A 20,109-nucleotide genomic window follows, 5' to 3' on the forward strand; every position below is an offset into this window, starting at 1 on the left:
TCATTCGAACGAAATCAGCTGGCCCTCGCTCTTCCACGCCGCGAAACCGCCGGCGAGCGGGCGCACGCGCTTGAAGCCGCGCTTGTTGAGCGCGCGCGCCAGCACGGCGGCGGACGCTTCGTTCGGGCAATCGCAGTAGACGATCACTTCCTCGCGCGGCATCAGCGGCGCTTCAGCGACGGTCTGCACGAAGACCGAGCCCGGAATCCAGCCGGTTTGCGCGCGCTGCGGTTCCGATCGCACATCGAGGATGAGCGGCGGCGATTCGCCGTCCATCAGCGCACGCAGCTCGGCCGGCGTGATCCGAGCCATGCGCAACTGGCGCTGGAACATGCGGCGGCGCCACAGTTTCCACAGCACGAAGGCGGCGATCAGCGCGAGCACGACCGGAATCGTCATGCGCCCCAGCGTTTCCAGGCGATCGAGCACGTCATTGACGGCTTCGTGGAAGATCGCGCCCAGCGCCACGGCGACACCGGCCCACAACACGGCGCCGATGCCGTCGTACAGCAGGAAGCGGCCTGCGCGCGTGCCGGTTTCGCCGGCCAGTGTCGTCGCCACGGCCGCGAAGCCGGGGATGAACTTGGCGACGATCAGCGACGGCGGACCCCATCGCCCGTAGATGCCGCGCGTCATCAGCACGCACGAATCCGGCGAGAGCGACAGCCGGCACATCAGCCGCAGTAGTTTGGCGCCGAGCCGGCGTCCACCCACATACCAGAGCCAGTCCGCGAGGACGGCCGCGAGGGCGGCCACGGCGACGATCGGCCACACGCTGCGGCCTTGGTCGGTCGCGAGCGCCGCGGTGAGGATGATCGGCGGATACGCCGGCACGGGAATGCCGCCCTGGTCCAGCAGCACGCTGACGAAGACGACGAGCAGGCCGTAGACGGCGATGAGGTGGAGGAGGGTGTCCATGCGGCCGCGGGGGCCCTGGCGCGCGGGGGCGATGTCGCAATGGTAGGCCGGTGGCCGGGCAGCGGGTAGCGCATTCCGTGCATTGCTGCGTGTCGCCGGTGCGGCCTTGCGCCGGCGGTCCGAGTGGGGACGTCAGCCGATGTGGAAGCTCGCCCGGGTGCGACCCAAGCGCAGCCCGTTCGGGCCGAAGCTCTGTTCGACGAACGTCACGCGTGCTTCCTCGATCAACACGATGGAACTGCAGCGCGTGCCGTAGCGCTCGCCGCGCACGAACGGCGGCGACAGCAGGCGTTCCAGCGGCAGGCCGACGCCGGTGTCGGGCAGGGTGTCGTCGGGGGCCGGCGTGGTGTCGGCCAAGGCATCGAACAGCGGCGCAAGGGCCTCGTCGCCGGTCTGGCCATCGACGGCGGCGGCGCTCGCGAGCCAGCGCTCCAGGGCCCGCGTCGCATGGCCGGTCTTGGGCCAGGGCGCATCGAAATCCCCGTTCGACATGGCGTGAAGGCCGGGCGTCACGTCGTACGTCCGGAACTGCGGGTAATTGCTGGCGAACGCGAGTCGGCCACCATCGAAGGCCAGCATGTTGAACCGGCCGAACCCGGCCGCTTCGGGAGCGAGGCCGGCCAACGCATCGACACTGCCGTCGTCACCCACGAATTCCCGCACGAGCGCGCCACGCGAGCGGGGCATGGGGCCCTCGGCGGCGCCCGCGCGAACGTTCGTGACGGCGGCAAGCCGGCCGCGGGTGGACGCCATCAGCCAACTCCCGCCGGCGAGCAGATCGCGCCCGCCATAGAGCGCCGGATCGACCGGATCCACGCCGGCGGGCGCGGCCGGCCGGTCGTGCGCTTCGTCGCGATTGGCGATCAGCGCCAGCCGGTAGCGGGGATGCTGCTTCCACGAAAGGGCAATCAGGCACATGCGTGTATGTCGGCAGGAGGAATGGAAGTTGCGTTCAGCTGGGGCGGCGGGACCGTTGTAGGGATAGTCCTACAAAGCAGCGCAGCCCTCGCTGACTGTGGCGCCGCGAAAACCTTGGCAGCCTATGAACCCTGTCCCCGCACGTCCATTCCGGACGCCCCCGTCGGGAGGAGCCCTCCGATGTACCGCGTCGAACTATCGCGCCATGACGGCGGCGTCCTGCAGCAGCAGATCGCCGAAGCCAGCGCCGATTACGCCAGTGCCGAAGCCGCGCTGGCCGCGGTGCTGCCCAAGGCAAAACGTTGCGCGGAGCGGAGCAGCCAGGCGCTGTGGCTGCGCATCTACGACGAGCGTTCCCGCGTGGTGTTCGGTACGCTCCTGCCCTGAGCAGCGGCGCCTTTTTGCGTCGCCCACCGTCTCCCTCGGAGCACGACATGGGCAAGAAGGAGTTCGAAGCCTCCATCGCCAGCGGCGGCCACCACCGCCTCGCGCAGATGATCGGCGAATGGGAAGGCACGTTCCGGCTCTGGTTCCAGCCTGACCACGTCGCCTGCGAAGCGCCGCAACGCGGCACGATCCGCGGCATCCTCGACGGCCGCTTCCTGCTGCACGAGTATCGCAGCCGTTTCGGCGACGAGCCGATCGAAGGCGTCGCCATCTACGGCCTGCACCTGGACGACAACGCCTACGAATCGGCGTGGGTCGAAAGCTTCGGTACCGGCACCAGCATCATGTTCTCGGCGGGACCGGCCGCATCGGAGCACTTCAACGTGCTCGGCAGCTACGGCGACGGCCAGGGCGGCCCGCGCTGGGACTGGCGGACGGAAATCGAACAGCCCGATCCCGACCAGCTCGTCATCACGATGACGAACATCTCGCCGCAGGGTGAGGCGGCGAGGGCGGTCGAAGTGCGGTATCGGCGCGTGGCGAACACCGGGCTGTAATCGAGAGATTTCAGGCGACGGCGGGCCGCAACTTCAGCGCCAGCCCATTCGCGGCGATCGCGAACGAGTCCGCATCGATGCGATCGACCGCCGCGCCGTCGCTCAGATGATACGAACGCAACCCTTCCACCACGCGACGCTCTCCCGCGCCGCGCGTTTCGATCAGCGTGCGACGCACATGGATCGTGTAGCGGTTGCCGGCTTCGTCGTACGCGCTGAAGGTGTCGTTGGGCATCATCCACTCCCGGTTGTGGTGCGGCGCATACGATCGGCGTTGGTTGTCTCCTGGCGTGAGACTGGGGCGATCACCTCGCACACGAAGGCGGCGCTGGCGCGACAAACAAAAAACCCGCGATCGCTCGCGGGTTTCTGTCTGGTGCCGGAAGTGGGACCCGAAACTATAAAAAACAACTATAAAAGAGGGCCTTGACGGCCAATCATTTGCCGTGCCCCCTCCCGTGCCCCCAGTCTCATTTGCTCGCTTGATTCGATGCCCGGCGGGCGCTGATTCGCCTTGATTGAGGCTGCAGAATCGCCTCGGCGGGCGCCGTGTTGGCGCCGCTTGCGCCAAAGTGCGCGGGCAGGCGAGGGGGCGCCGCCGGTCGGTTTTGCCGATCCTAGATTCGCCCGCATGCGCGTCCGCCAGATCAACCCCGCCGCGTTGATCCGCCGGTGTGAGTTGGCCGGCATGACGCGCGCCGATGTGGCGCGGGCAGCCGGCGTCGCGCGCTCCACGATTACGCACCTTGCCAGCGGCGAGCGCGCCAGTGCCCGAGTTGGGCCGCCATGGATGGGCTACAGCGCGCGCTCGACGTGGCCACAAGGGCCGCGAATGACCGGGCGAAGCGATGCCCGGCGACGATGCGTAGCGCATGATGCGAAGGCCTTCGCTTCAAGGACCATGGTGGGCCACCAGCGCCAATCTCGGACGAGACGGCATCCGGCTCAGCACCTGCGACGACTGCGAACTACCGTATAGCGATGCCGCTGCCGCCGTTACCCCCTGACTGCATTTGGTACGCCGACAGCGCGCGTGGCGACGCCTTCGACTTGATGGTACGTGACAATGTGGTCGCCATCGCTCGTCGCCGGAAGGACGGCCTATGGCTCACGCGTGTCGCGGTGCTGTGGGCCGAGTCGTTGCAGCGCGAGGCCATCGCCGGGAGCGAACGGCAGGCGAAGCGCTGGTGCGAAGGCTGGGCGCGAGCGGCGATGTCTCAGATAAACCTGACGCGCCCGGTGGTCCCTTTTACGAACGCGTGGGTGGCTGAGCAGAACGGTGCCAAACGCGCGTCACCCGGCTGAGTCAGCTTCGGACACTGCATTCGAACTCAATGGCTTTCGTCCAAATATTCCGCGAAGGGCAATCCGCCTTCGAGCACTCGTTCGGCCAATCCGGCGACACAAGCAATGGTAGTGCAGGCTCTCAATGAGGGACTTTGCGAGCGGTGCTGCGAATTCCCAATGCGGTACCGTCTTGATGCCCGTACGTATGTAGCGGAACTCGTGGGTCTTGTAGTGCAGGTTCAAAGTTCTCAGAACGTCGTCGGCCAACATGCCCAGCGCGAAAAGGCGGTCAACCCGCCGCTGCTTCGCCGCCTTCCAAAGTTCCTCCAGGTCGTGACCGTACGGAAACTTACGAAGTTCCTCCACCGTCATGCCGCGCGAAAGCAGAAATGCCTTGAGGGCGAGTTCGAAGGACATCCCAAGCAGGGTATGGGCCGGCATTATCAGCTCATCGCGCGAATGCACAAGTTCTGCGGCCATGCGGTACTCCTCCGCATAGCGCAGCATGCCAAACGGTGTCGTCAGGCCATGCGCGTTTTCGTCAGGATAGGTCCCCATCCTCGAAAAATACCACGGGCCGCTTCGGGCGGGCGAGGATTCGGCGGCGCCTTCGTCTGCCCCAAACCAGTCTCATTTGGTGAGACGATCATCGACCATGGTCCTTGGGTCTGCCGATACGCTGCCGGAGGTTGTCCGTGTGTTATTCCGCCCAGGTCCGTGCGAACTACCAAAAGCTGGTCCGCCAGTACGGCGCGATCATGTCGATAGAAGAGTTCGCCAAGTTGTACTCCTTCGATCCCGCCAAGGCGCGCCCGAAGACCCCGAAGGGCATGGACGATGCGTTCGCCAAGGGCGACACGCCAGCGGAGCGCGAAGTCTGGGAGGCCATTTCCGCATGGAACACGGAAGCAGCCACGAAGTGGGAGAAGGAACTGTTCCAGCAGACAACGCGTCTGAACAACGCGCAGCGCGCGCTGGAATCGAAGCCGACCAAGAAGGCGCAGGAGGACGCTCGAATCGCGGCTAATAAGATCGCCATCGCCCGCGAGAAGCTTTCCGACCTAAGGCGCACAGAGCCGTTGCCGCGTGACGAACGGATATTTCCCGGCGTCTATGCCCCGGTGATGGTCATGGAAAATGACCGGCGTGTCATAAAGCCAATGCGTTATCAGTGCCGTTTGCCGGGATGGAACGAGGCAACCGAGCGCCAATATCCCGGAACGTACAACGCCCGACGGGACAAGCTCGAGAAGTCATGGCGCGAGTTGTTCGGTTATCAGCACGGCCTGATCGTGGCGGACGTGTTCTTCGAGAACGTCGAAGACGCTGAGGGCAAGAACCAAATCCTTGCATTTACTCCGCGATCCGGCGAGCCGATGCTGATCGCCTGCCTATGGTCGCGTTCGCCCGGTAAGGATGGTCAGCCGGACCTGTTGTCATTTGCAGCTATCACCGACGACCCAGAGCCAGAAGTGGCAGATGCGGGGCACGACCGAACAGTCATCAATATCAAGCCAGAGCACATCGATGCTTGGCTGAATCCGGACCCAAGTAACTTAGGTGCGCTGCATGCCATTTTTGACGACAAGCGGCACCCGTATTACGAGCACCGGATCGCTGCCTAACCAAACATGGACGGAGGACCTATGGACGAGTTCGCGGCGCCTGAAGGTGAACTATCCGGGCTAAGTGACGCGCAGAAGCGAAGCTGGCGTCACTACGAGTCGATAGTGAATTACCTCGATATGGACCCACGGTACGTGCTGAGGAGGATTCAACACGAGACCTCCTTCGGCCATACAGATCCTTTTTTTACAGATATGACCTCCGACCAGTTGGTGCGAGGTCATATCGTGTACGAGTTCACAATGATTGACTATCTCTTAGAGCTGCGAATATGCGAGCACGTCCTTGGACCCGACAGCGGAGGCGACGCACGTCGGCCCATCCTATTGAAGCTGATGGATGGCATGAGTCTTATCCGTAAGGCTGAAACGGTGCTGCAGTTTTACCCCGCGCTGAAATCCTGCATGAGCCTTATTCATCAGGTCAACGGCCTGCGTAATCTCGTTGCCCATACTTTCGATGCGCAGGGCCGTGACCCGAAGAGGTGCGAGTACAAGGGCGAAGATATATTCAGTGTTGGGGGTCTCGAGAAGTTGAATGCCGATATCGTTGTCATTCATCGCGCCCTTAACGAGGACCACCCGCTGTGACGAGCCAGTCGATCACGCAAGTTTCTTTTTACAAGTACCTCTCTGTCTCGAGTGCCACTGCAGTCTTAACCAATCAAACGCTGCGATGGGCGACGCCACAGACGTTCAATGACCCTGCTGACATGCAAATGGATTTCGGTGTCTCTTATGACCGCGACTCAGTCGTAGAGCGCACACTTGATCTGATATGTGCTCGATGCGCCGGCACCGCTCCTCCCGCGGCCAATGCGGTCGGTCACGTCATGGACCAGTTTCGAGAGTACTTCCAATCTCGTGGGGAGGAGTTCATTCGAGCCGAGATGCGACCTGGAATCGAGGCCTCCCTTGCAAAGCTGGCTCCTTCGGTCGCCAGAATGTCGGCTGATCTTCGTAAGGGATTGGCAACAACCAAGGTCATTTGCTTCAGCGTTCGTCGCGACAGCACGTTGATGTGGTCGCATTATGCGGAAAGCCACGCTGGGATCGTCCTTGAGTTCCGCAATGCCGCAAATCGCGATAGCCCGTACAAGATCGCGAGGCCCGTGATGTACAGCAACCGAATACCGCAGTTCTATGACGACGAGACCATCGCGAGAATATTGGCTGGGGATGCCAAGGTGGAAATGGACGTGGTGGACCGATTGATCTATACGAAGTCCGACGACTGGGCATACGAGCACGAGTGGCGAATAGACACAGGCGACGGAAGGCTGCCGAACGCGCCGGTCGAGTACGTGGAGTTCTTTACTGAAGAACTCCACGCCGTATATTTTGGCTGCCGTGCCACTGACGCAACAAGGTCTGCGTTAATCCCTATCATCTCGATGAAGTACCCGCATGCTGAAATTTGGCAAGTACGGCGAGCAACGAACACCTACGCCCTTGACTTTGATAGAGTCAGTTGATTGCCAGCTATGGCTCGCGCATCTTGGGATTCCAGAAGTGCGTCGACACCGGCGACAAACTGGGCGGCAAGCTTCTGCTGAATCTGTCTGCGCACGACGTAAGAGGTAAGGTCACTGACTGGTAGGTCGGCTCGCAACAGACCTTCTGGAATTTGGTCGCAGCGACGTTCTGCCAGTTCGCGGCGACTGTCTGCCAACTCGCGCAGAAGACTCAACATTTCGGCGACGACCTCGGGTCGCTCTCTTCGTCCTACAGCTTTAACAACAGCCTGCATGGTCACGCTTGCCGAGTACTCAAGCGAGGCGATGGACTCGGCGAGGTATCCCATTTCCCGCTCAAGCAGGAGCGCGCTTCGGTCGCTGTCAGTCACGGCGGCCTCCGTTTCGACTTTGGCATTGGAACTACTGTCGCGGCGACCGGGAACAGAGCGCGCCAGTCGTGCGAGCCGGGCGCAGGCGGGTCAAATGCGCTGCCATCTGTTTGGGCACGACCGGTCGCCAGGACGCCCGCGCGCTTCGGGCTTTGCCGTGAGTGCGGAAGCAAGCGCAGCGCGCGGCGCGCCGATTGCGCTAGCGCCATACACGCGCGCCAGTGCCCGCACATGTCACGGCTTCGATTCGCCACCATCGCCAGGTTCGCCTCGCCGGCTTCGTGGACCAGTCGGCATAGGTCCACCATCGCCGCCAGATCGGACTGCACGAAGTGGCCGGCGGGGACGTGGGCGAATTCCGTCGCCCAGATCGCCCGCAGGTGCGCGGGCAAGTCCTCGGGCGGCAGGACGCGGTTCTGCGGGTGATATTCGGCAGGTTTTCTGCTCATACGTGCCTCGGGTTTCCGATTCGTGGACTTTTATTCACGCGACGGGTCGGCGTCCGGTACTCATGGGGGCGGTGGGATTTGCCACCTTCCCCCCCGCCGGGCTTCCCCGCGCCGCGAGCGCTTCCGCGACACGGCGACGGATGCCCGCATCGACGCCGCTGAAGTGCGCGTCCTTGCTGAGCCACGCAATGACACCATCGAGCACGGCCTCGGCGTCCAACGTCGGCTCGCTCTGTGGACTACTCGGCATTGGCTTCACCGTTCGCGGCGCCCTCGTCAATGACGGCGAGGTTAGGAATGGCAGCGAACAGCGCATTGCCCGCAGTCATAAGGCTGGCACCGGCTTTGACCAGATCGCGCGCGGCGCGCTCCAAAGACGACGCCGGGATCGCCGGGCGCGGCGGAATGAAGATGGGCTCGTTCGCCTTCGCCTGTACGCGTTCGGCTTCCTGTCGATTAAGTCGTTCCATCTCTTCCTGTAGCAGCGCGCGACCTTCCGGGCCGTATCGCAGCCAGATTGCTTCATCAACAACGGCGCGGCCGTTCTCAAGCCAAACGGCGGGGCGTTCCGGCGGATCGGCATGGATGCCTTCGCCGGGGTTGGGGTGCATGAAATATCCGGGCATGACGTGCTCCTTATCGGTTACGGCTAGGGCGGGGACGGAACGGCGTGACGCGGCGCACCTGCATACGCGTGTCGTCGGATACGCCGTTAAGGCTTTCGAGTCGATCAATGCGAAACAGCAGGTCGGCGACGATCTCGCGCAGGGCTGTGTCGGCTTCCATCCGGGCCGATAGGCGCCGGTCGATCACGACGGATACGGCGCGGCCCAGCGCGCGGCGCTCATGCTCTGGGAAGGATGGCGGGGCGTTCGTGTGCTTCATGGGGTGTCCTCGGTTGGATGGTCGAGCGCGGCAAGGTCGAGCGCGTCGCGTTCCAGTTCGCGCAGGCGCGTGCGCTGGTCGGAGAACCGTTGGCGTAACGGCGGCCGCAGTTCGGCAGGGAGTCGTTGCAAGGTTTCGACAAGCTCGTCCAGTCGCCTGAGGTCCGGGGCGGAGTCGATGGCGTCGGCTAGGTCAGCCGCGAGCGCGTCGGCGTGAACGTCTGGCCCGCGTGGCTTCGACCTGGACTTCTCGTTGCGCGGGAATGTGCCGCGATGCTTAGGCGCCGGCGGTTCGCTTGCGCCGTTGCCGTCGTCGTCCTCGGGCGCAACGGACACCAACGCCATGAGGCAGTAGCGCCTCGCGTAGGTGGTCGCGCTTCCGTATCCCTGCGGGTCCGGCTTCGTGGGCAGGATCGGATACTCCGCCGCGATCCATTCGCCGGACGTGTGCAGCAGCAGTGTGCGCAGCATCACGACGCCTTCGGCGACGTGGGTCTGTTGGACGATGCATAGCCCCGCCGCGTTCAGCGCGGGCAGGATCGCGTCGAGCGCGGCGGCCAACGTCGTGTAGCTGGAACCGAAGTGCGAGTTCCGCGCGTCCTTCGTCGCTGGCCCGAACGCGGCCTGCGCCGCGACCAACGCCGGCAGCAAGTTCGTCAGGGTCGGGCTGCTGAGGCCGGTCACAGGTCACCGTCCTTGCCTGCGCGACAGCCGGCCCCGTTCGCTTTGTCCATGCCGCCCGATGGCGTCCGAAACGGCGCACTGCCGCTTTCGGACGCCGAAGCCGGGCGTCCGAACGTCCGAACGTCCGAACCCCTATAAGGGGGTTCGGACGTTTCGGACGGCGCCGGCACGTCCGAAACGTGATTTTTCGGACGCGTTTCGGACGTTTCGGACAGGGTGACGAGCCCATTTTCCATCGTGACCAAACCGGATAGGGCAAGGCTGCGGCTGGCTTCCCAAAACCGGCGCCGATCCATGCCGCCGGCTTCGCACCGCAAGCGCCAGTCGTCCACCATGACGCGCGCGACACCGGCATCGCGTCCACTGGCGACGACGTGAGCGCGGTTCCTCTCGTACATGTCCCGTAGCGTTTCCAGCGCGCGCCGCTGGTTCTTTCCAGTGCCGGCCGACGTCGGCTTGCTGGGCTCTTCGTGGTCGGTTGGTACCAGAACCGCCGACGTGATCGGCTCGCCCTCGTCGTCGGTCAAGCCCAGGTCGACGGAATCGAAACGAAAGGACATGGGCGCCGGGAAGGGCGCGTCCTTCATCTTCGTGGGCGTCAGCTTTATGACAGCGCCGTCGCGCACCAACAGAAACTCGGCGTCAGCAGCCGCGCGCAGCACGGTCGATCCACGCCCACGCCCCTTATCTGCGTGGCTGCTGTGATGGGCAATCAGCACGGTCGCGCCCGTAGCGCGGCGGATCGCGTCGCACGCGAGCACCGCGAGGTTCATGTCGTGCGTATCGTTCTCGTCGCCGCCACCGAAGTTCCGCGCCAGCGTGTCGAGCACGACGAGGACCGGATGGCCGTACTGGACGACGAAGCTCTCGATCTCCCTGAGAAGCCACGATTGTGCGTCTTTGTCTGTTAGGCGCGTTGCGACCGTCGAGACAAACAGTGGTGCATCGCGCAAGCTGAGGCCGTGCGCCCTTTCCCATGCCTTGCACCGCCGCGCAAGGCCGCTCTGACCTTCGCCTGCGATGTAGAGCACCGGACCGGCTTTGACGCGGTGCCCGTACCATGACGCGCCCGTGGCGATGCACGCGGCAAGGTCGAGGGCGCAAAAGCTCTTGCCCGTGCCGGGGTCGCCGATCAGCAGCGCGAGCGCGTCGGCTTCGATGAAGCCGCGCACCAGCCAGTCGGGCTGGCGGACTTCAAGTTCGCCCATGCGGCGGAACTTCAACGCGTTCGTGGGCTGCTTCGCGTCGCGTGCAGCGCGCGCGATGTGCAACGGCGTCACCGATGCGAAGCGCTCGGCGATCTCGTCGGGCGTGCGGTCGTCGTGGTCCGTCATGGGCGCACCGCCCACCGCGCTGAGGTTTGCGCGGCAACGTCACGCGCCAGTCGCGCGGCGTGGTCGTGGTCGAGTCGCAGCGCGCGCCTGAGCACCGGCTTCAGCGCGCGCGCGAGGCTGTTGCGGAACGCGCGCCGATCTTTCGGCAGCTCAATCGGGCGACGGTGCAGTGGGTCGCACTCGTCGCACCAGCACGCGGGGGAATGTTGCGGCCGCACCCCTCGGTCGCTTAGGGGGCGAACGGCCATGGGTCACCGGGTTCCGTTCCGCCATCCGCCTGAAGGTGCGCGGCGATCAGCGCCCGATGCAACCTCGGAATCGCGTTGCGCAACTCGCGCGCGTACCCAGTCGCGAACTTCTGACTCCAGCCAACCGACTGCACACGAGGCGAGCCGCACGCGCGGCGGAAAATCCCCTTGCGCTTCGAGGCGATCAATCGTGGTGCGGGAAAGGCCCGTCAAGGCGCCCACCTCGCCGTGTCGAAGGATTTGCCCGCTCATTCGCTGCGCTCCTCTCAGTTGGCCCATGGGCACCATGGGCGTCATGTGCGAGAGGATGGGGTGGGCTGGGGGGCGAAATCAAAAAAAGCAAGAAAAACCGTACTTTAAAGTCCCGCTTTGTCCCTGCGTGTCCCTGTGCGAAGCCTTGGCGAGACCCTCTTATGCGCTAGGAGCTAAGCGGGGTGCGGGTTGCGCACTTTTCGCATGCTATTTGCTGCGCTTTTTCTTGGCCGCCTTGATGGCAACCACCGTGCCGCCCTCGCGTAATTGATCGAGGTAGTCGGCCCATGACTGCATCATCTTGCGGCGTTCGGCCATGTACTGCGCCCGGTTGTAAACGGCGCGCACTTTGTTGCGCTCGGCATGCGCAAGCTGGCGTTCGATCACGTCAGGCGCCCAACCCAGTTCGTTCAGCAGCGAAGATGCCATCGCGCGGAAGCCGTGGCCTGTCATCGTGTCCTTATCAAAGCCGAGACGTCGCAGGGCGACGTTCACGGTATTTTCCGACATGGGGCGATCATCGGTGAGCAGGGAAGGAAAGCAGTAGCGGCCGCGACCGGTCAAACGCTTCAGTTCACGCAGAAGGACAAGCGCCTGTTTCGCCAGTGGGACAACGTGCGCCTCCCGCATCTTCATTTTGCCGGCGGGGATTCGCCATTCTGCGGCGTCGAAGTCCAACTCGCTCCATTCCATTGCACGCAGGTTGCCAGGTCGGACGAACAGTAAAGGCGCGAGCTTCAAGGCTGCCACGGTCGTGGGTTGCCCTTCGTAGGCATGCAGCGCGCGCAGCAGGTCGCCCACTGGCTTCGGGTCAATGACAGCCGCGTGGCTCCGGACTTTGACGGCTTGAAGTACGCCCCGAAGGTCGCGCGTGGGGTCGCTTTCAGCGCGACCGGTGGCAAGCGCATAGCGGAACACTTGGCTGATCCGTTGCTTGACCCTGTGTGCGGTTTCGTTCCTTCCGTCCGCTTCGACTTTCCGCAGCACGCCCAGCACCATGGGGGCCGTAATCTGCGAGGCAGGCACGTCGTCCAGAGCCGACGCTTGCGCGAATAACCAGCGCGCCTTCGTCAACGTGGTAAGGCTCAGGGCCGATTCTTGCAACTTCAGCCATTCATCGCGAAGGACGGAGAAGGTAAGGGCGTCGGCCTGTTGCTGCTGACGTTTAGCCTTTCGCTCGGCCGCAGGATCGGTGCCACCACTTAGTTGGTTCCGCGCGGCGCCGGCGCGGGCGCGGGCGTCGGCCAGTGAGACGTCGGGGAATGCGCCAAAGGTCAGGCGGTTTTCTTTGCCCCCATGACGGTACTTCATGCGCCAGCGTCGCGCCCCTGTCGGTGCGACTTCAAGGTAAAGGCCTCGGCCGTCGAAATGCTTACCGGCGGGCAAGGTGGCCAGCGCGCGCGCTTTGAGCTTCATTCGGTCGTGCCCCCAAGGAGGCGCGATGTGCCCCCGTGCCCCTCATCTTGCCCCCAGAGGGCGACCGATTCAATTTACCCACGGGACCCCAACCGCCCCGAAGGCCCTTTAAAACTGGGCTTTATGTCCATGGGCGGGTTAATTGGTGCCCCCTGAAAGGGGATCTTGGTGCCGGAAGTGGGACTCGAACCCACACGCTTTTAAGGGCGGCGGATTTTGAGTCCGCTGCGTCTACCGATTCCGCCATTCCGGCGCGGCCGTGCAGTATAGCCGAGGGGCCGGCTCGCGGTGCAGCGTTACAGGCTCAGGCCGCCGTAGCGGGCCATCGCGGCAGCCAGGACGAAGATCGCCGCCAGCAGGATGAGTTCGAAGCGGACGATCGTACGCATGCGGGCGGTCTCGGCGGCATCGGGCAGGAAGATCGGGTTGGCGGCCAGCGCCTTGCGCCAGCGCAGGAAACGCACCGTCGGCAGGATCGAGAGCAGCCCGACGAGCACGAACGCGCCCATCTTCGCGTGGAACCACGGGTTGTGCAGGTAGAAGTCATGGCCCTTGATGCCGAAGGCGACACGCGCGATGCCCACCGCGATCAGCGCCATGGCGGTCATTCCGTAGCCCATGTCGATACCGGCCAGGCGCTGGAGCGACACGCGGTCCAGCGTGCCGCGGAGCAGGACCGATTCGGCGACCAGCATCGAAACCAGGCCGAAGACGAGCAGGTGGTGGAGCGAAGCGAGTACGAAGTCGATCAGCACGTGGCGCGCTCCTGGCGATGAATGCGGCCCACGCTAGTGCCGCCGCGGGACGGCGGCTAGATGCCGAAGGTCAGAATGTGATGGCCCGCGTCTGCCGGGCGCATGGTTCACGCGGCTTCGTCGGTGCGCAGCGTCTTGGCGACGCGCGAGAACCACTCGCCCTGGACCGGGACGAACGTCGCGCAGGATTCCATCGCCGCCTTGTAGATGTGCAACGACACCGCGACAGCGTCCGGGCTGACGTTCCGGATCGTGTGGTACTCATGCGGCGGAATCAGGCTGCCCGCGCTGCCCGGACCGGCATGCATGCCACCCGCGGCGCGGAAGCGGTAACGATCGCCTTCGCGTTCGAGCAGCTCGTACTGCGTGATCTCCAGTTCGCCGTCCCACACGCCTTCCACGCACCACAAGCCGCAGTGGTCGTGCACCGGCGTGCCCTGGCCCGGGCCCCACGTCATCGCGACGACGCTGTAGCCAAGCTCCGGGCTGCGGTAGAGCTCGCGGCGCGCGTAGTGGTCGGCGATGGGCTCGTGGACGCAGGCCGGCAGCTGCACGTCGCGGTCGCGGATCATGCCGCACAGCGTGCTGCGCAGCGCGGATGTCACCGCATGCTCGTCGCCGCTCGACACCGCGGCATCGATGGCGGCGACCAGCTTTTCGTGGCCGGGAAAGTGCAGGTCGGGCAGCGCGTCGTGGGCGTTCATGGCACCGATTCTACCGCGCGGCGCGCTGGGCCTTTCTTGCGCTGCGTCAATCCGCGCGGGGTTACCAGACGAAAGCAGGGCGCTTGAGCCGGCCTAGAGGGCGTTCAGGAAGCCTTCGACCGCCGGTCCGAAACGCGCGATATCCACCAGGAACGCGTCATGGCCCTGCGGCGACGGCAGCGGCAGGAAGGTGGCCTCGGCACCGCCGGCGCGCAGGCCTTCGGCGATTTCCTCCTGCTGCTGCAGCGGGAAGAGGATGTCGGTGTGCACGCCGATCGCCAGCGCCTTCCCGATGCGGATGCTCGCCAGACCCGCGCGCGTGTCGGCTTCGCCGTTCTGGCGTGTCGCGGAGTATTCCCCGATGTCGAACCAGTCCATCGACCGGCTGAGGTACAGGTAGCAATTGGGATCGAACCGTCGCACGAAACGTCGCGCGTGGCCTTCCAGGTAGCTTTCGACTTCGAACTCAAGACCGAAGGGATCTTCGTCGGCGCGGTCGGAATCCAGCCTCACGCGACCGAAGCGGCCGTCCCATTCCAGCGCGGACCGGTAAGTGATCACGCCCAGCTTGCGCGCCATGCGCATGCCCGATTCGGGATAGTGCGCATCGTCGTACTGACCGTGGTTCCAGTTCGGATCCAGGCGGATCGCCTCGCGCTGCAGCGAACGGATTGCGATCGAGAAGGGCAACGCCTTCGCCGCGCCGGAGATGTTGATGTGATGTTGCGCCAAGCCGGGATGACGAAGCAGGAACGCCAGCGCCGTCATACCGCCCATCGAGTTGCCGATGAGGCACGCGATGCGATCCAGGCCCAGTCCGCGCACGAGATGCGCTGCGGCATCGGCGCCGTCTTCGACCGAAAGATCCGGGAAATCCAGGCGATACAGCGCGCCCGTCAGCGGGTTGATCGACGCCGGGCCGGTGGAACCCTTGCAGCTTCCGAGCGAGTTCACGCAGATCACGAACCAGCGGTTCGTGTCGATGGGCTTGCCCGGGCCGAGCATCGCTTCCCACCAGCCCGGTTCCGGGTTGGCTTCGTTACTCGCCGCGTGCGCATCGGGCGAGAGGCCGGTGACGATCAGCACCGCATTGTCGCGCGCGGCGTTGAGCGTGCCCCAGGTTTCGTATGCGACGCGGGCGCCGTGCAGTTCGCCGCCGCGTTTCATCGGGAACGGGGAGGGAAGGTCGAACCAACGCGTGCCGGGCGGGATGAATTCGGTCATGGCGCAAGCTTAATCGCCCTGGTGGCGATAGGGCATCACGGTTGCGATTGCGGACATGCCGGAACGTACGGCTACGTGCTGTCGTCCATGCGTCCGCGGCCCCTTAGGGCCGAACGGAATCGATCACCAGTTCGATCGCGCCGGACGTCTTCGACGGCTTCGCCTTCGCTTCCAGATCGCCCGATCTCGGCATCGCATCGCCGCTGGCGGAGATGCGCGCGAGCACGTCGACGGCATCCAGCTGCGAAAGCTTCAACGTCGGCATCGGGCTGTCGCCGTCGTCGAGCACGACCTCACGCGGGAAGCCGGCGGCGGGGAGCTTCTCGACCGCCACCGGCATCGGCGGGCCACCGGCCTGGCGTGCGATGACGAACAGCGTCGCCTTCGGCGGGATCTTCGCGGCGAGTTCCGGCGCGACCGACACCTTCACCTTCAACCCGCCCTGTGCAGGCGTTTGGGCTGCAGCCGTGGCCGCTGGCAGCGGCGACAGCCCGGCTTCGGCACGTGCTGCGTCGATCTGCGCGCGCAGCGGCGCCGCCGCTGCGGCGTCGACGACGGAAAGCAGCGGCTCCCACGTACGCGCCGCTTCAGCCGGCTGCGATGCCTGCCGCTGCGCGATGCCGAGGAACCAGCGCGCGCGCTGGTGCATCGGCTGGAGTTCGATCGCGTGGCGCAACATCGCGACGCCTTCGGCATCGAAGCGGCGCTCCGGCGCGGCGAGGGCGCGCATTTCGGCGCCTTCGGCCAGCAGGTCCGGATCGTCCGGCGCGAGCTTGAGCGCATGGGCCAGCGCGTCGGACGCCTTCGCGGCATTGCCCTGCGCGATGTAGGCGCGGGCGAGCAGGCGCCAGCCTTCGACCTGGTTGGGATCGCGCTGCAGTTCGCCTTCGAGCTTGACGATGGCGTCTTCCAGCGTGCGCGGCATCTCGCGCTGCGCCGGGTCAAGCGCGGCCGGCGTGCCGATCGCGAAGTAGGTCATCGCCGTGGCGAGCGTCAGCCCGGCGATCACGGCAATGCCGGCGACGCGGCGCGTGCGCCACAACGGTCGCAGCACGTACGCCAGCGTCAGCACGGCCAGCACGAGGCCGGCGATCACGAAACCCCACATCGCACCGCCCATCACCACTCCTGCTCTTCGTTGCGATCAGCCGTGCGTTCGTTGTCGGCCTGTGCGGACGGACGCGAGCGGCGCCGTACCGCGCCGACCACGATGATGCCGCCGGCCAGCAGCACCAGCGCGGGGCCAAACCACAGCAGCCACGTCTTGCTCTCGACCTGCGGGCGGTACAGCACGAACTCGCCGTAGCGCGCCACGAGGAAGTCCTTGACCTCCTCGTCGCTCTTGCCCTTGCGCATCAGTTCGAGCACTTCGCGGCGAAGGTCGACCGCGATCTGCGCATTGGAATCGGCCAGCGACTGGTTCTGGCACATCACGCAGCGCAGCTCGCTCACCAGTGCATGGAAGCGCGTTTCCTCAGCGGTGTCGGCGAAGCGCAGCGGCGTTGCATCGGTGGCGACCTGCGCGAACGCCGGGGCGCCCGACAGCATCATCACGAAGGCCAGCAGCAGTGCGCGCATCACAGCGGCTTGCCCTGTCCGACTTGCGCGTCGATCTGCGCAAGCTTGGGCAGCAGTTCGTTCGCGATCACCTCGTCGGTGAGCGGGCCGACGTACTTCCAGCGGATGATGCCGCCGCCATCGACGAGGAAGGTTTCAGGCGCCCCGTAGATGCCCCAGTCGATCGCGGCCTTGCCGTCGTAGTCGGTGAGGACCATCAGGTACGGATTGCCGAACTGTTCGAGCCAGCGCAAGGCGTCGGCGTGTTCGTCCTTCCAGTTGAAGCCGATCACGCGCAGGCGCTTGGTTTCGGCGAAGCGCGTGAGCACGGGATGTTCGTCGCGACATGCCGGGCACCAGCTGCCCCACACGTTCAGCAGGTACGGTGCGCCGCGCAGGTCCTTGTCGGTGACCAGGCGCCCGGCTTCGTGTAGCACCGGCAGGCGGAAGGCGGGCGCAGGCTTGCCGATCAGCGGCGAGGGCAGGGCGTCGCGATTGGGATTGCGGCTGAGCAGCACGCCGGCGAAGAGCAGCACGCCGAGTGCGGCGACGATCGCCAGCGGAATCCAGCGCATTGTGGATTTGCGCGGTGCGCTGTCGGGCGTATCGCTCATCGTGCGGGCTCCGGAGTGGGTTCGGTCGCGGTGATGGTCGGGGTGCGCGCTTCGGCCACGCGGCGGAAACGCCGATCCGTCGCCGTCACGAACCCGCCCAGCATCATCAGCAGCGCGCCGGCCCAGATCCACCGCACGAACGGCTTGATGTGCACGCGCAGCGCCCACGCATCGTTGCCGAGCGGTTCGCCCAGCGCGACGTAGAGGTCACGCGTGACGCCGCGCGCGATCGCGGCTTCGGTCATCACCTGGCCGCCGCTCGCGTAGGCGCGCTTTTCGGGATGCATGACGGTAAGCGGTCGGCCGTTCTCGAAGACGGTGACGGTGCCGCGGTCGGCTTCGTAGTTCGGTCCCTGCGAATGCGTTGCGCCGTCGAAGCGGAACGAATAACGGCCCAGTTCGACCGTCTGCCCCGGGGCGACGGCGAGCTCGCGCTGCGTCGTCAGGCCTTCGGTCAGCAGCGCGCCGACGAGGAACACCGCGACGCCGAAATGCGCGAGCGTCATGCCGAGCATTTCGGCGGTGAAGCGCTGGCCGGTGGTCTGGCTGCGCACGCGCGTCCACACGAAGCGCGCCGTGCCGAACAACACCCACGCCGCGCCGAGCACGCCGGCGGCGACCTTCAACGGCCCCTGCGACGCCATGAAATACGCGATCGCAGCGAGCACGACCGCCAAGGCCGCCCACGGCATCAGAATCGCCAGCGGCTTGGACGGCTGTTCGCGCTGCCAGCGCGTAATCGGGCCGAACGGCAGCAGCAGCACCAGCGGCGCCATCAGCAGCACGAACATCAGCGCGAAGTAGGGCGGGCCGACGGAGATCTTGCCCAGTTCGAGCGCATCGGCGAGCAGCGGATAGAGCGTGCCGAGCAGCACCATCGCGCAGGCGGTCGACAGCAGCAGGTTGTTGGCCAGCAGCAGCGTTTCGCGCGAGAACAATTCGAACGGCTTGCCGGCATCGTCCGACGAAGGCGCCTTCAGCGCGTACAGCAGGAGCGATCCGCCCACGACGATGCCGAGGAAGATCAGGATGAACAATCCGCGCGCCGGGTCGGCCGCGAACGCGTGCACGCTGGTCAGCACGCCCGAACGCACCAGGAACGTGCCCAGCAGCGAGAGCGAGAACGTGGCGATCGCCAGCAGCAGCGTCCACCCGCGGAAGCTGCCGCGCTTTTCGGTCACCGCCTGCGAATGCAGCAGCGCCGCGCCGGCGAGCCACGGCATGAAGCTCGCGTTCTCGACTGGATCCCAGAACCACCAGCCGCCCCAGCCGAGTTCGTAATACGCCCACCACGAACCCAGTGCGATGCCGAGCGTCAGGAAGGCCCAGGCGACGTTCGTCCACGGACGCGTCCAGCGCAGCCAGCGCGCATCGACCTTGCCGTCGAGCAATGCGGCGATGGCGAATGCGAACGGCACCGCGAAGCCCACGTAGCCCAGGTACAGCATCGGCGGATGGATGATCATCCCCGGATCCTGCAGCAGCGGGTTGAGGTCGCGGCCTTCCGCCGCCGCGGGCAGCAGCCGCAGGAACGGATTGCTGGTGAAGATCAGGAACGCGAGAAAGCCCGCGCTCACCAGGCCCATGACGCCCAGCACGCGTGCGATGACGGTCTCAGGCAGGTTGCGCGAGAAGCGCGCCACCGCGCCGGTCCACGCGGCCAGGATCAGCGCCCACAGCAGCAGCGAGCCTTCGTGCGCGCCCCACACCGCGGTGTAGCGATACATCAGCGGCAGCAGCGAATTGCTGTTCTCGGCGACGTACTGCAGCGAGAAATCCTGCGTCACGAAACCGTGCGTGAGGATGACGAATGCGAAGGCCACCAGCGCCAGCTGCGCGTAGGCCGCCGGACGCGCGACGGCCATCCACGGTGCGACGCCGCGCTGCGCGCCGGCCAGCGGCAGTGCCGCCTGCAGCACCGACACCAGCAGCGCGAGGATCAGCGCGACCTGCCCGATCTCGCCCAGCACTTACTTGGCTTCCTGCGCCGCGCCGGCGGCGGGCGCGTTGACGTCGTGCTTCCTGTGCGCCATGCCCATCTTGTCGGCGACCTCCTTGGGCATGTAGTTCTCGTCGTGCTTGGCCAGGATTTCCTCGGCGACGAACACGTCGCCCTGCATGCGGCCGGTGGCGACGACCGCCTGCTTCTCGCGGAACAGGTCGGGAAGGATGCCGGTGTACCTCACCGGCATCTGCGCGTCGCCGTCGGTGACGCGGAAGGTGGCATCGAGCGAGCCCGGCGCGCGCTTGAACGAATCGGCCGCGACCATGCCGCCGAGGCGGAAACGCGCCTGTTCGCCGGCTTCGCCGCGCAGCACTTCGCTGGGCGTGTAGAGGTAGGCGATGTTGCGCTGCAGGGCCATCGCGACGAGCGTGGTGGCGATGCCGGCGGCCACGACCAGGGCGATGACCCAGAGCAGGCGGCGGCGACGGACGGGATTCATGCGGAA

General features: G+C 65.5%; 27 protein-coding genes and 1 tRNA gene. 7 read left to right on the plus strand and 21 right to left on the minus strand.

Going from position 1 to position 20,109, the window contains the following annotated elements; genetic code table 11:
- Together ABIE51_RS08570 and ABIE51_RS08575 are read right to left on the minus strand one after the other, a co-directional pair.
- Nucleotides 1–918, minus strand: a complete 918-nt coding sequence (locus ABIE51_RS08570; protein ID WP_192630400.1) for a rhodanese-like domain-containing protein — start codon at nt 916–918, stop codon at nt 1–3.
- A 132-nt stretch (nt 919–1,050) separates the two neighbouring features.
- Nucleotides 1,051–1,836, minus strand: coding sequence for an NRDE family protein (locus ABIE51_RS08575; RefSeq protein WP_192630401.1), 786 nt, complete (start codon nt 1,834–1,836; stop codon nt 1,051–1,053).
- Nucleotides 1,837–2,016: 180 nt separating this feature from the next.
- Here ABIE51_RS08575 and ABIE51_RS08580 point away from each other — a divergent pair, with 180 nt between their 5' ends.
- Together ABIE51_RS08580 and ABIE51_RS08585 are read left to right on the plus strand one after the other, a co-directional pair.
- Nucleotides 2,017–2,223, plus strand: coding sequence for a hypothetical protein (locus ABIE51_RS08580; protein WP_115840632.1), 207 nt, complete (start codon nt 2,017–2,019; stop codon nt 2,221–2,223).
- Between the two features lie 47 nt (nt 2,224–2,270).
- Complete coding sequence (locus ABIE51_RS08585; RefSeq protein WP_115840631.1) at nt 2,271–2,780, plus strand: DUF1579 domain-containing protein; 510 nt, start codon at nt 2,271–2,273, stop codon at nt 2,778–2,780.
- A 10-nt stretch (nt 2,781–2,790) separates the two neighbouring features.
- Here ABIE51_RS08585 and ABIE51_RS08590 read toward each other — a convergent pair whose 3' ends face one another.
- Nucleotides 2,791–3,015, minus strand: a complete 225-nt coding sequence (locus ABIE51_RS08590; protein WP_192630402.1) for a hypothetical protein — start codon at nt 3,013–3,015, stop codon at nt 2,791–2,793.
- Between the two features lie 396 nt (nt 3,016–3,411).
- Between ABIE51_RS08590 and ABIE51_RS08595 the strand changes: the two genes are divergently transcribed.
- Nucleotides 3,412–3,759 (plus strand): helix-turn-helix domain-containing protein, encoded by a 348-nt coding sequence (locus tag ABIE51_RS08595; RefSeq protein WP_192630403.1) that lies wholly within the window; start codon nt 3,412–3,414, stop codon nt 3,757–3,759.
- A 2-nt stretch (nt 3,760–3,761) separates the two neighbouring features.
- The gene (locus ABIE51_RS08600; RefSeq protein WP_192630404.1) at nt 3,762–4,085 is read left to right on the plus strand and encodes a hypothetical protein; all 324 of its coding nucleotides are present in this window, start codon (nt 3,762–3,764) and stop codon (nt 4,083–4,085) included.
- Here ABIE51_RS08600 and ABIE51_RS08605 read toward each other — a convergent pair.
- Nucleotides 4,074–4,547: a HEPN domain-containing protein gene (locus tag ABIE51_RS08605; RefSeq protein WP_192630405.1), complete on the minus strand. Its 474-nt coding sequence runs from the start codon at nt 4,545–4,547 to the stop codon at nt 4,074–4,076. The genes ABIE51_RS08600 and ABIE51_RS08605 overlap by 12 nt on opposite strands.
- A gap of 215 nt (nt 4,548–4,762) precedes the next feature.
- Here ABIE51_RS08605 and ABIE51_RS08610 point away from each other — a divergent pair, with 215 nt between their 5' ends.
- The 3 genes from ABIE51_RS08610 to ABIE51_RS08620 are packed head-to-tail and all read left to right on the plus strand — an operon-like array spanning nt 4,763 to nt 7,167.
- Nucleotides 4,763–5,692 carry an SOS response-associated peptidase family protein gene (locus tag ABIE51_RS08610; RefSeq protein WP_192630406.1) on the plus strand — a complete coding sequence of 310 codons (930 nt, stop codon included), beginning with the start codon at nt 4,763–4,765 and terminating at the stop codon, nt 5,690–5,692.
- Between the two features lie 21 nt (nt 5,693–5,713).
- A complete protein-coding gene (locus ABIE51_RS08615; protein ID WP_192630407.1) occupies nt 5,714–6,283 on the plus strand; it encodes a hypothetical protein in 570 nt (189 codons plus the stop codon).
- Complete coding sequence (locus tag ABIE51_RS08620; RefSeq protein WP_354503845.1) at nt 6,280–7,167, plus strand: DUF2971 domain-containing protein; 888 nt, start codon at nt 6,280–6,282, stop codon at nt 7,165–7,167. The genes ABIE51_RS08615 and ABIE51_RS08620 overlap by 4 nt, the downstream gene beginning before the upstream one ends.
- On the opposite strand, the gene ABIE51_RS08625 is transcribed toward ABIE51_RS08620, so the two are convergent.
- The 17 genes from ABIE51_RS08625 to ccmE all read right to left on the minus strand — a co-directional run bounded on the left by ABIE51_RS08625 (nt 7,137) and on the right by ccmE (nt 20,103).
- Complete coding sequence (locus ABIE51_RS08625) at nt 7,137–7,538, minus strand: hypothetical protein (RefSeq protein WP_192630409.1); 402 nt, start codon at nt 7,536–7,538, stop codon at nt 7,137–7,139. The genes ABIE51_RS08620 and ABIE51_RS08625 overlap by 31 nt on opposite strands.
- Entirely contained in the window at nt 7,535–7,987 is a 453-nt protein-coding gene (locus ABIE51_RS08630) for a hypothetical protein (RefSeq protein WP_192630410.1), read from the minus strand. Before ABIE51_RS08630 ends, ABIE51_RS08625 begins: the two co-directional genes overlap by 4 nt.
- 239 nt (nt 7,988–8,226) lie before the next feature.
- Nucleotides 8,227–8,613 carry a hypothetical protein gene (locus ABIE51_RS08635; RefSeq protein ID WP_192630411.1) on the minus strand — a complete coding sequence of 129 codons (387 nt, stop codon included), beginning with the start codon at nt 8,611–8,613 and terminating at the stop codon, nt 8,227–8,229.
- Nucleotides 8,614–8,623: 10 nt separating this feature from the next.
- Complete coding sequence (locus ABIE51_RS08640) at nt 8,624–8,872, minus strand: hypothetical protein (protein ID WP_192630412.1); 249 nt, start codon at nt 8,870–8,872, stop codon at nt 8,624–8,626.
- A complete protein-coding gene (locus ABIE51_RS08645) occupies nt 8,869–9,555 on the minus strand; it encodes an ERF family protein (RefSeq protein ID WP_192630413.1) in 687 nt (228 codons plus the stop codon). The genes ABIE51_RS08640 and ABIE51_RS08645 overlap by 4 nt, the downstream gene beginning before the upstream one ends.
- A complete protein-coding gene (locus tag ABIE51_RS08650; RefSeq protein ID WP_192630414.1) occupies nt 9,552–10,889 on the minus strand; it encodes an AAA family ATPase in 1,338 nt (445 codons plus the stop codon). The genes ABIE51_RS08645 and ABIE51_RS08650 overlap by 4 nt, the downstream gene beginning before the upstream one ends.
- 251 nt (nt 10,890–11,140) lie before the next feature.
- Complete coding sequence (locus ABIE51_RS08655) at nt 11,141–11,434, minus strand: helix-turn-helix transcriptional regulator (protein WP_354503849.1); 294 nt, start codon at nt 11,432–11,434, stop codon at nt 11,141–11,143.
- A 162-nt stretch (nt 11,435–11,596) separates the two neighbouring features.
- Nucleotides 11,597–12,805 carry a tyrosine-type recombinase/integrase gene (locus tag ABIE51_RS08660; protein WP_192630416.1) on the minus strand — a complete coding sequence of 403 codons (1,209 nt, stop codon included), beginning with the start codon at nt 12,803–12,805 and terminating at the stop codon, nt 11,597–11,599.
- Between the two features lie 166 nt (nt 12,806–12,971).
- Nucleotides 12,972–13,058 (minus strand) — tRNA-Leu (locus ABIE51_RS08665).
- A gap of 43 nt (nt 13,059–13,101) precedes the next feature.
- Nucleotides 13,102–13,560 carry a DUF2214 family protein gene (locus ABIE51_RS08670; RefSeq protein ID WP_354503852.1) on the minus strand — a complete coding sequence of 153 codons (459 nt, stop codon included), beginning with the start codon at nt 13,558–13,560 and terminating at the stop codon, nt 13,102–13,104.
- Nucleotides 13,561–13,667: 107 nt separating this feature from the next.
- Nucleotides 13,668–14,264: a cysteine dioxygenase family protein gene (locus ABIE51_RS08675; RefSeq protein WP_354503854.1), complete on the minus strand. Its 597-nt coding sequence runs from the start codon at nt 14,262–14,264 to the stop codon at nt 13,668–13,670.
- Nucleotides 14,265–14,357: 93 nt separating this feature from the next.
- Complete coding sequence (metX, locus tag ABIE51_RS08680) at nt 14,358–15,488, minus strand: homoserine O-acetyltransferase MetX (RefSeq protein ID WP_192630417.1); 1,131 nt, start codon at nt 15,486–15,488, stop codon at nt 14,358–14,360.
- Between the two features lie 103 nt (nt 15,489–15,591).
- Nucleotides 15,592–16,608 carry a tetratricopeptide repeat protein gene (locus ABIE51_RS08685; RefSeq protein WP_354503856.1) on the minus strand — a complete coding sequence of 339 codons (1,017 nt, stop codon included), beginning with the start codon at nt 16,606–16,608 and terminating at the stop codon, nt 15,592–15,594.
- A complete protein-coding gene (locus tag ABIE51_RS08690) occupies nt 16,608–17,069 on the minus strand; it encodes a cytochrome c-type biogenesis protein (protein WP_502913269.1) in 462 nt (153 codons plus the stop codon). Before ABIE51_RS08690 ends, ABIE51_RS08685 begins: the two co-directional genes overlap by 1 nt.
- Nucleotides 17,066–17,659: a DsbE family thiol:disulfide interchange protein gene (locus tag ABIE51_RS08695; protein WP_192630418.1), complete on the minus strand. Its 594-nt coding sequence runs from the start codon at nt 17,657–17,659 to the stop codon at nt 17,066–17,068. The genes ABIE51_RS08690 and ABIE51_RS08695 overlap by 4 nt, the downstream gene beginning before the upstream one ends.
- Nucleotides 17,656–19,629: a heme lyase CcmF/NrfE family subunit gene (locus ABIE51_RS08700; RefSeq protein WP_192630419.1), complete on the minus strand. Its 1,974-nt coding sequence runs from the start codon at nt 19,627–19,629 to the stop codon at nt 17,656–17,658. Before ABIE51_RS08700 ends, ABIE51_RS08695 begins: the two co-directional genes overlap by 4 nt.
- Entirely contained in the window at nt 19,630–20,103 is a 474-nt protein-coding gene (ccmE, locus tag ABIE51_RS08705) for a cytochrome c maturation protein CcmE (RefSeq protein WP_192630420.1), read from the minus strand. It lies immediately after the preceding gene.
- Nucleotides 20,104–20,109: the final 6 nt, after the last annotated feature.

The sequence above is a fragment of the Lysobacter sp. OAE881 genome (assembly GCF_040546665.1).
In the GTDB taxonomy this organism is placed as follows: Bacteria; Pseudomonadota; Gammaproteobacteria; order Xanthomonadales; family Xanthomonadaceae; genus Lysobacter_J; species Lysobacter_J soli.

Coding starts and splice junctions, on each gene's coding strand:
- ABIE51_RS08570 (WP_192630400.1), bottom strand. CDS start 918: ATGGACACCCTCCTCCACCTCATCGCCGTCTACGGCCTGCTCGTCGTC.
- ABIE51_RS08575 (WP_192630401.1), bottom strand. CDS start 1,836: ATGTGCCTGATTGCCCTTTCGTGGAAGCAGCATCCCCGCTACCGGCTG.
- ABIE51_RS08580 (WP_115840632.1), top strand. CDS start 2,017: ATGTACCGCGTCGAACTATCGCGCCATGACGGCGGCGTCCTGCAGCAG.
- ABIE51_RS08585 (WP_115840631.1), top strand. CDS start 2,271: ATGGGCAAGAAGGAGTTCGAAGCCTCCATCGCCAGCGGCGGCCACCAC.
- ABIE51_RS08590 (WP_192630402.1), bottom strand. CDS start 3,015: ATGCCCAACGACACCTTCAGCGCGTACGACGAAGCCGGCAACCGCTAC.
- ABIE51_RS08595 (WP_192630403.1), top strand. CDS start 3,412: ATGCGCGTCCGCCAGATCAACCCCGCCGCGTTGATCCGCCGGTGTGAG.
- ABIE51_RS08600 (WP_192630404.1), top strand. CDS start 3,762: ATGCCGCTGCCGCCGTTACCCCCTGACTGCATTTGGTACGCCGACAGC.
- ABIE51_RS08605 (WP_192630405.1), bottom strand. CDS start 4,547: ATGGCCGCAGAACTTGTGCATTCGCGCGATGAGCTGATAATGCCGGCC.
- ABIE51_RS08615 (WP_192630407.1), top strand. CDS start 5,714: ATGGACGAGTTCGCGGCGCCTGAAGGTGAACTATCCGGGCTAAGTGAC.
- ABIE51_RS08630 (WP_192630410.1), bottom strand. CDS start 7,987: ATGAGCAGAAAACCTGCCGAATATCACCCGCAGAACCGCGTCCTGCCG.
- ABIE51_RS08635 (WP_192630411.1), bottom strand. CDS start 8,613: ATGCCCGGATATTTCATGCACCCCAACCCCGGCGAAGGCATCCATGCC.
- ABIE51_RS08640 (WP_192630412.1), bottom strand. CDS start 8,872: ATGAAGCACACGAACGCCCCGCCATCCTTCCCAGAGCATGAGCGCCGC.
- ABIE51_RS08650 (WP_192630414.1), bottom strand. CDS start 10,889: ATGACGGACCACGACGACCGCACGCCCGACGAGATCGCCGAGCGCTTC.
- ABIE51_RS08655 (WP_354503849.1), bottom strand. CDS start 11,434: ATGACGCCCATGGTGCCCATGGGCCAACTGAGAGGAGCGCAGCGAATG.
- ABIE51_RS08660 (WP_192630416.1), bottom strand. CDS start 12,805: ATGAAGCTCAAAGCGCGCGCGCTGGCCACCTTGCCCGCCGGTAAGCAT.
- ABIE51_RS08675 (WP_354503854.1), bottom strand. CDS start 14,264: ATGAACGCCCACGACGCGCTGCCCGACCTGCACTTTCCCGGCCACGAA.
- metX (WP_192630417.1), bottom strand. CDS start 15,488: ATGACCGAATTCATCCCGCCCGGCACGCGTTGGTTCGACCTTCCCTCC.
- ABIE51_RS08685 (WP_354503856.1), bottom strand. CDS start 16,608: ATGGGCGGTGCGATGTGGGGTTTCGTGATCGCCGGCCTCGTGCTGGCC.
- ABIE51_RS08695 (WP_192630418.1), bottom strand. CDS start 17,659: ATGAGCGATACGCCCGACAGCGCACCGCGCAAATCCACAATGCGCTGG.
- ccmE (WP_192630420.1), bottom strand. CDS start 20,103: ATGAATCCCGTCCGTCGCCGCCGCCTGCTCTGGGTCATCGCCCTGGTC.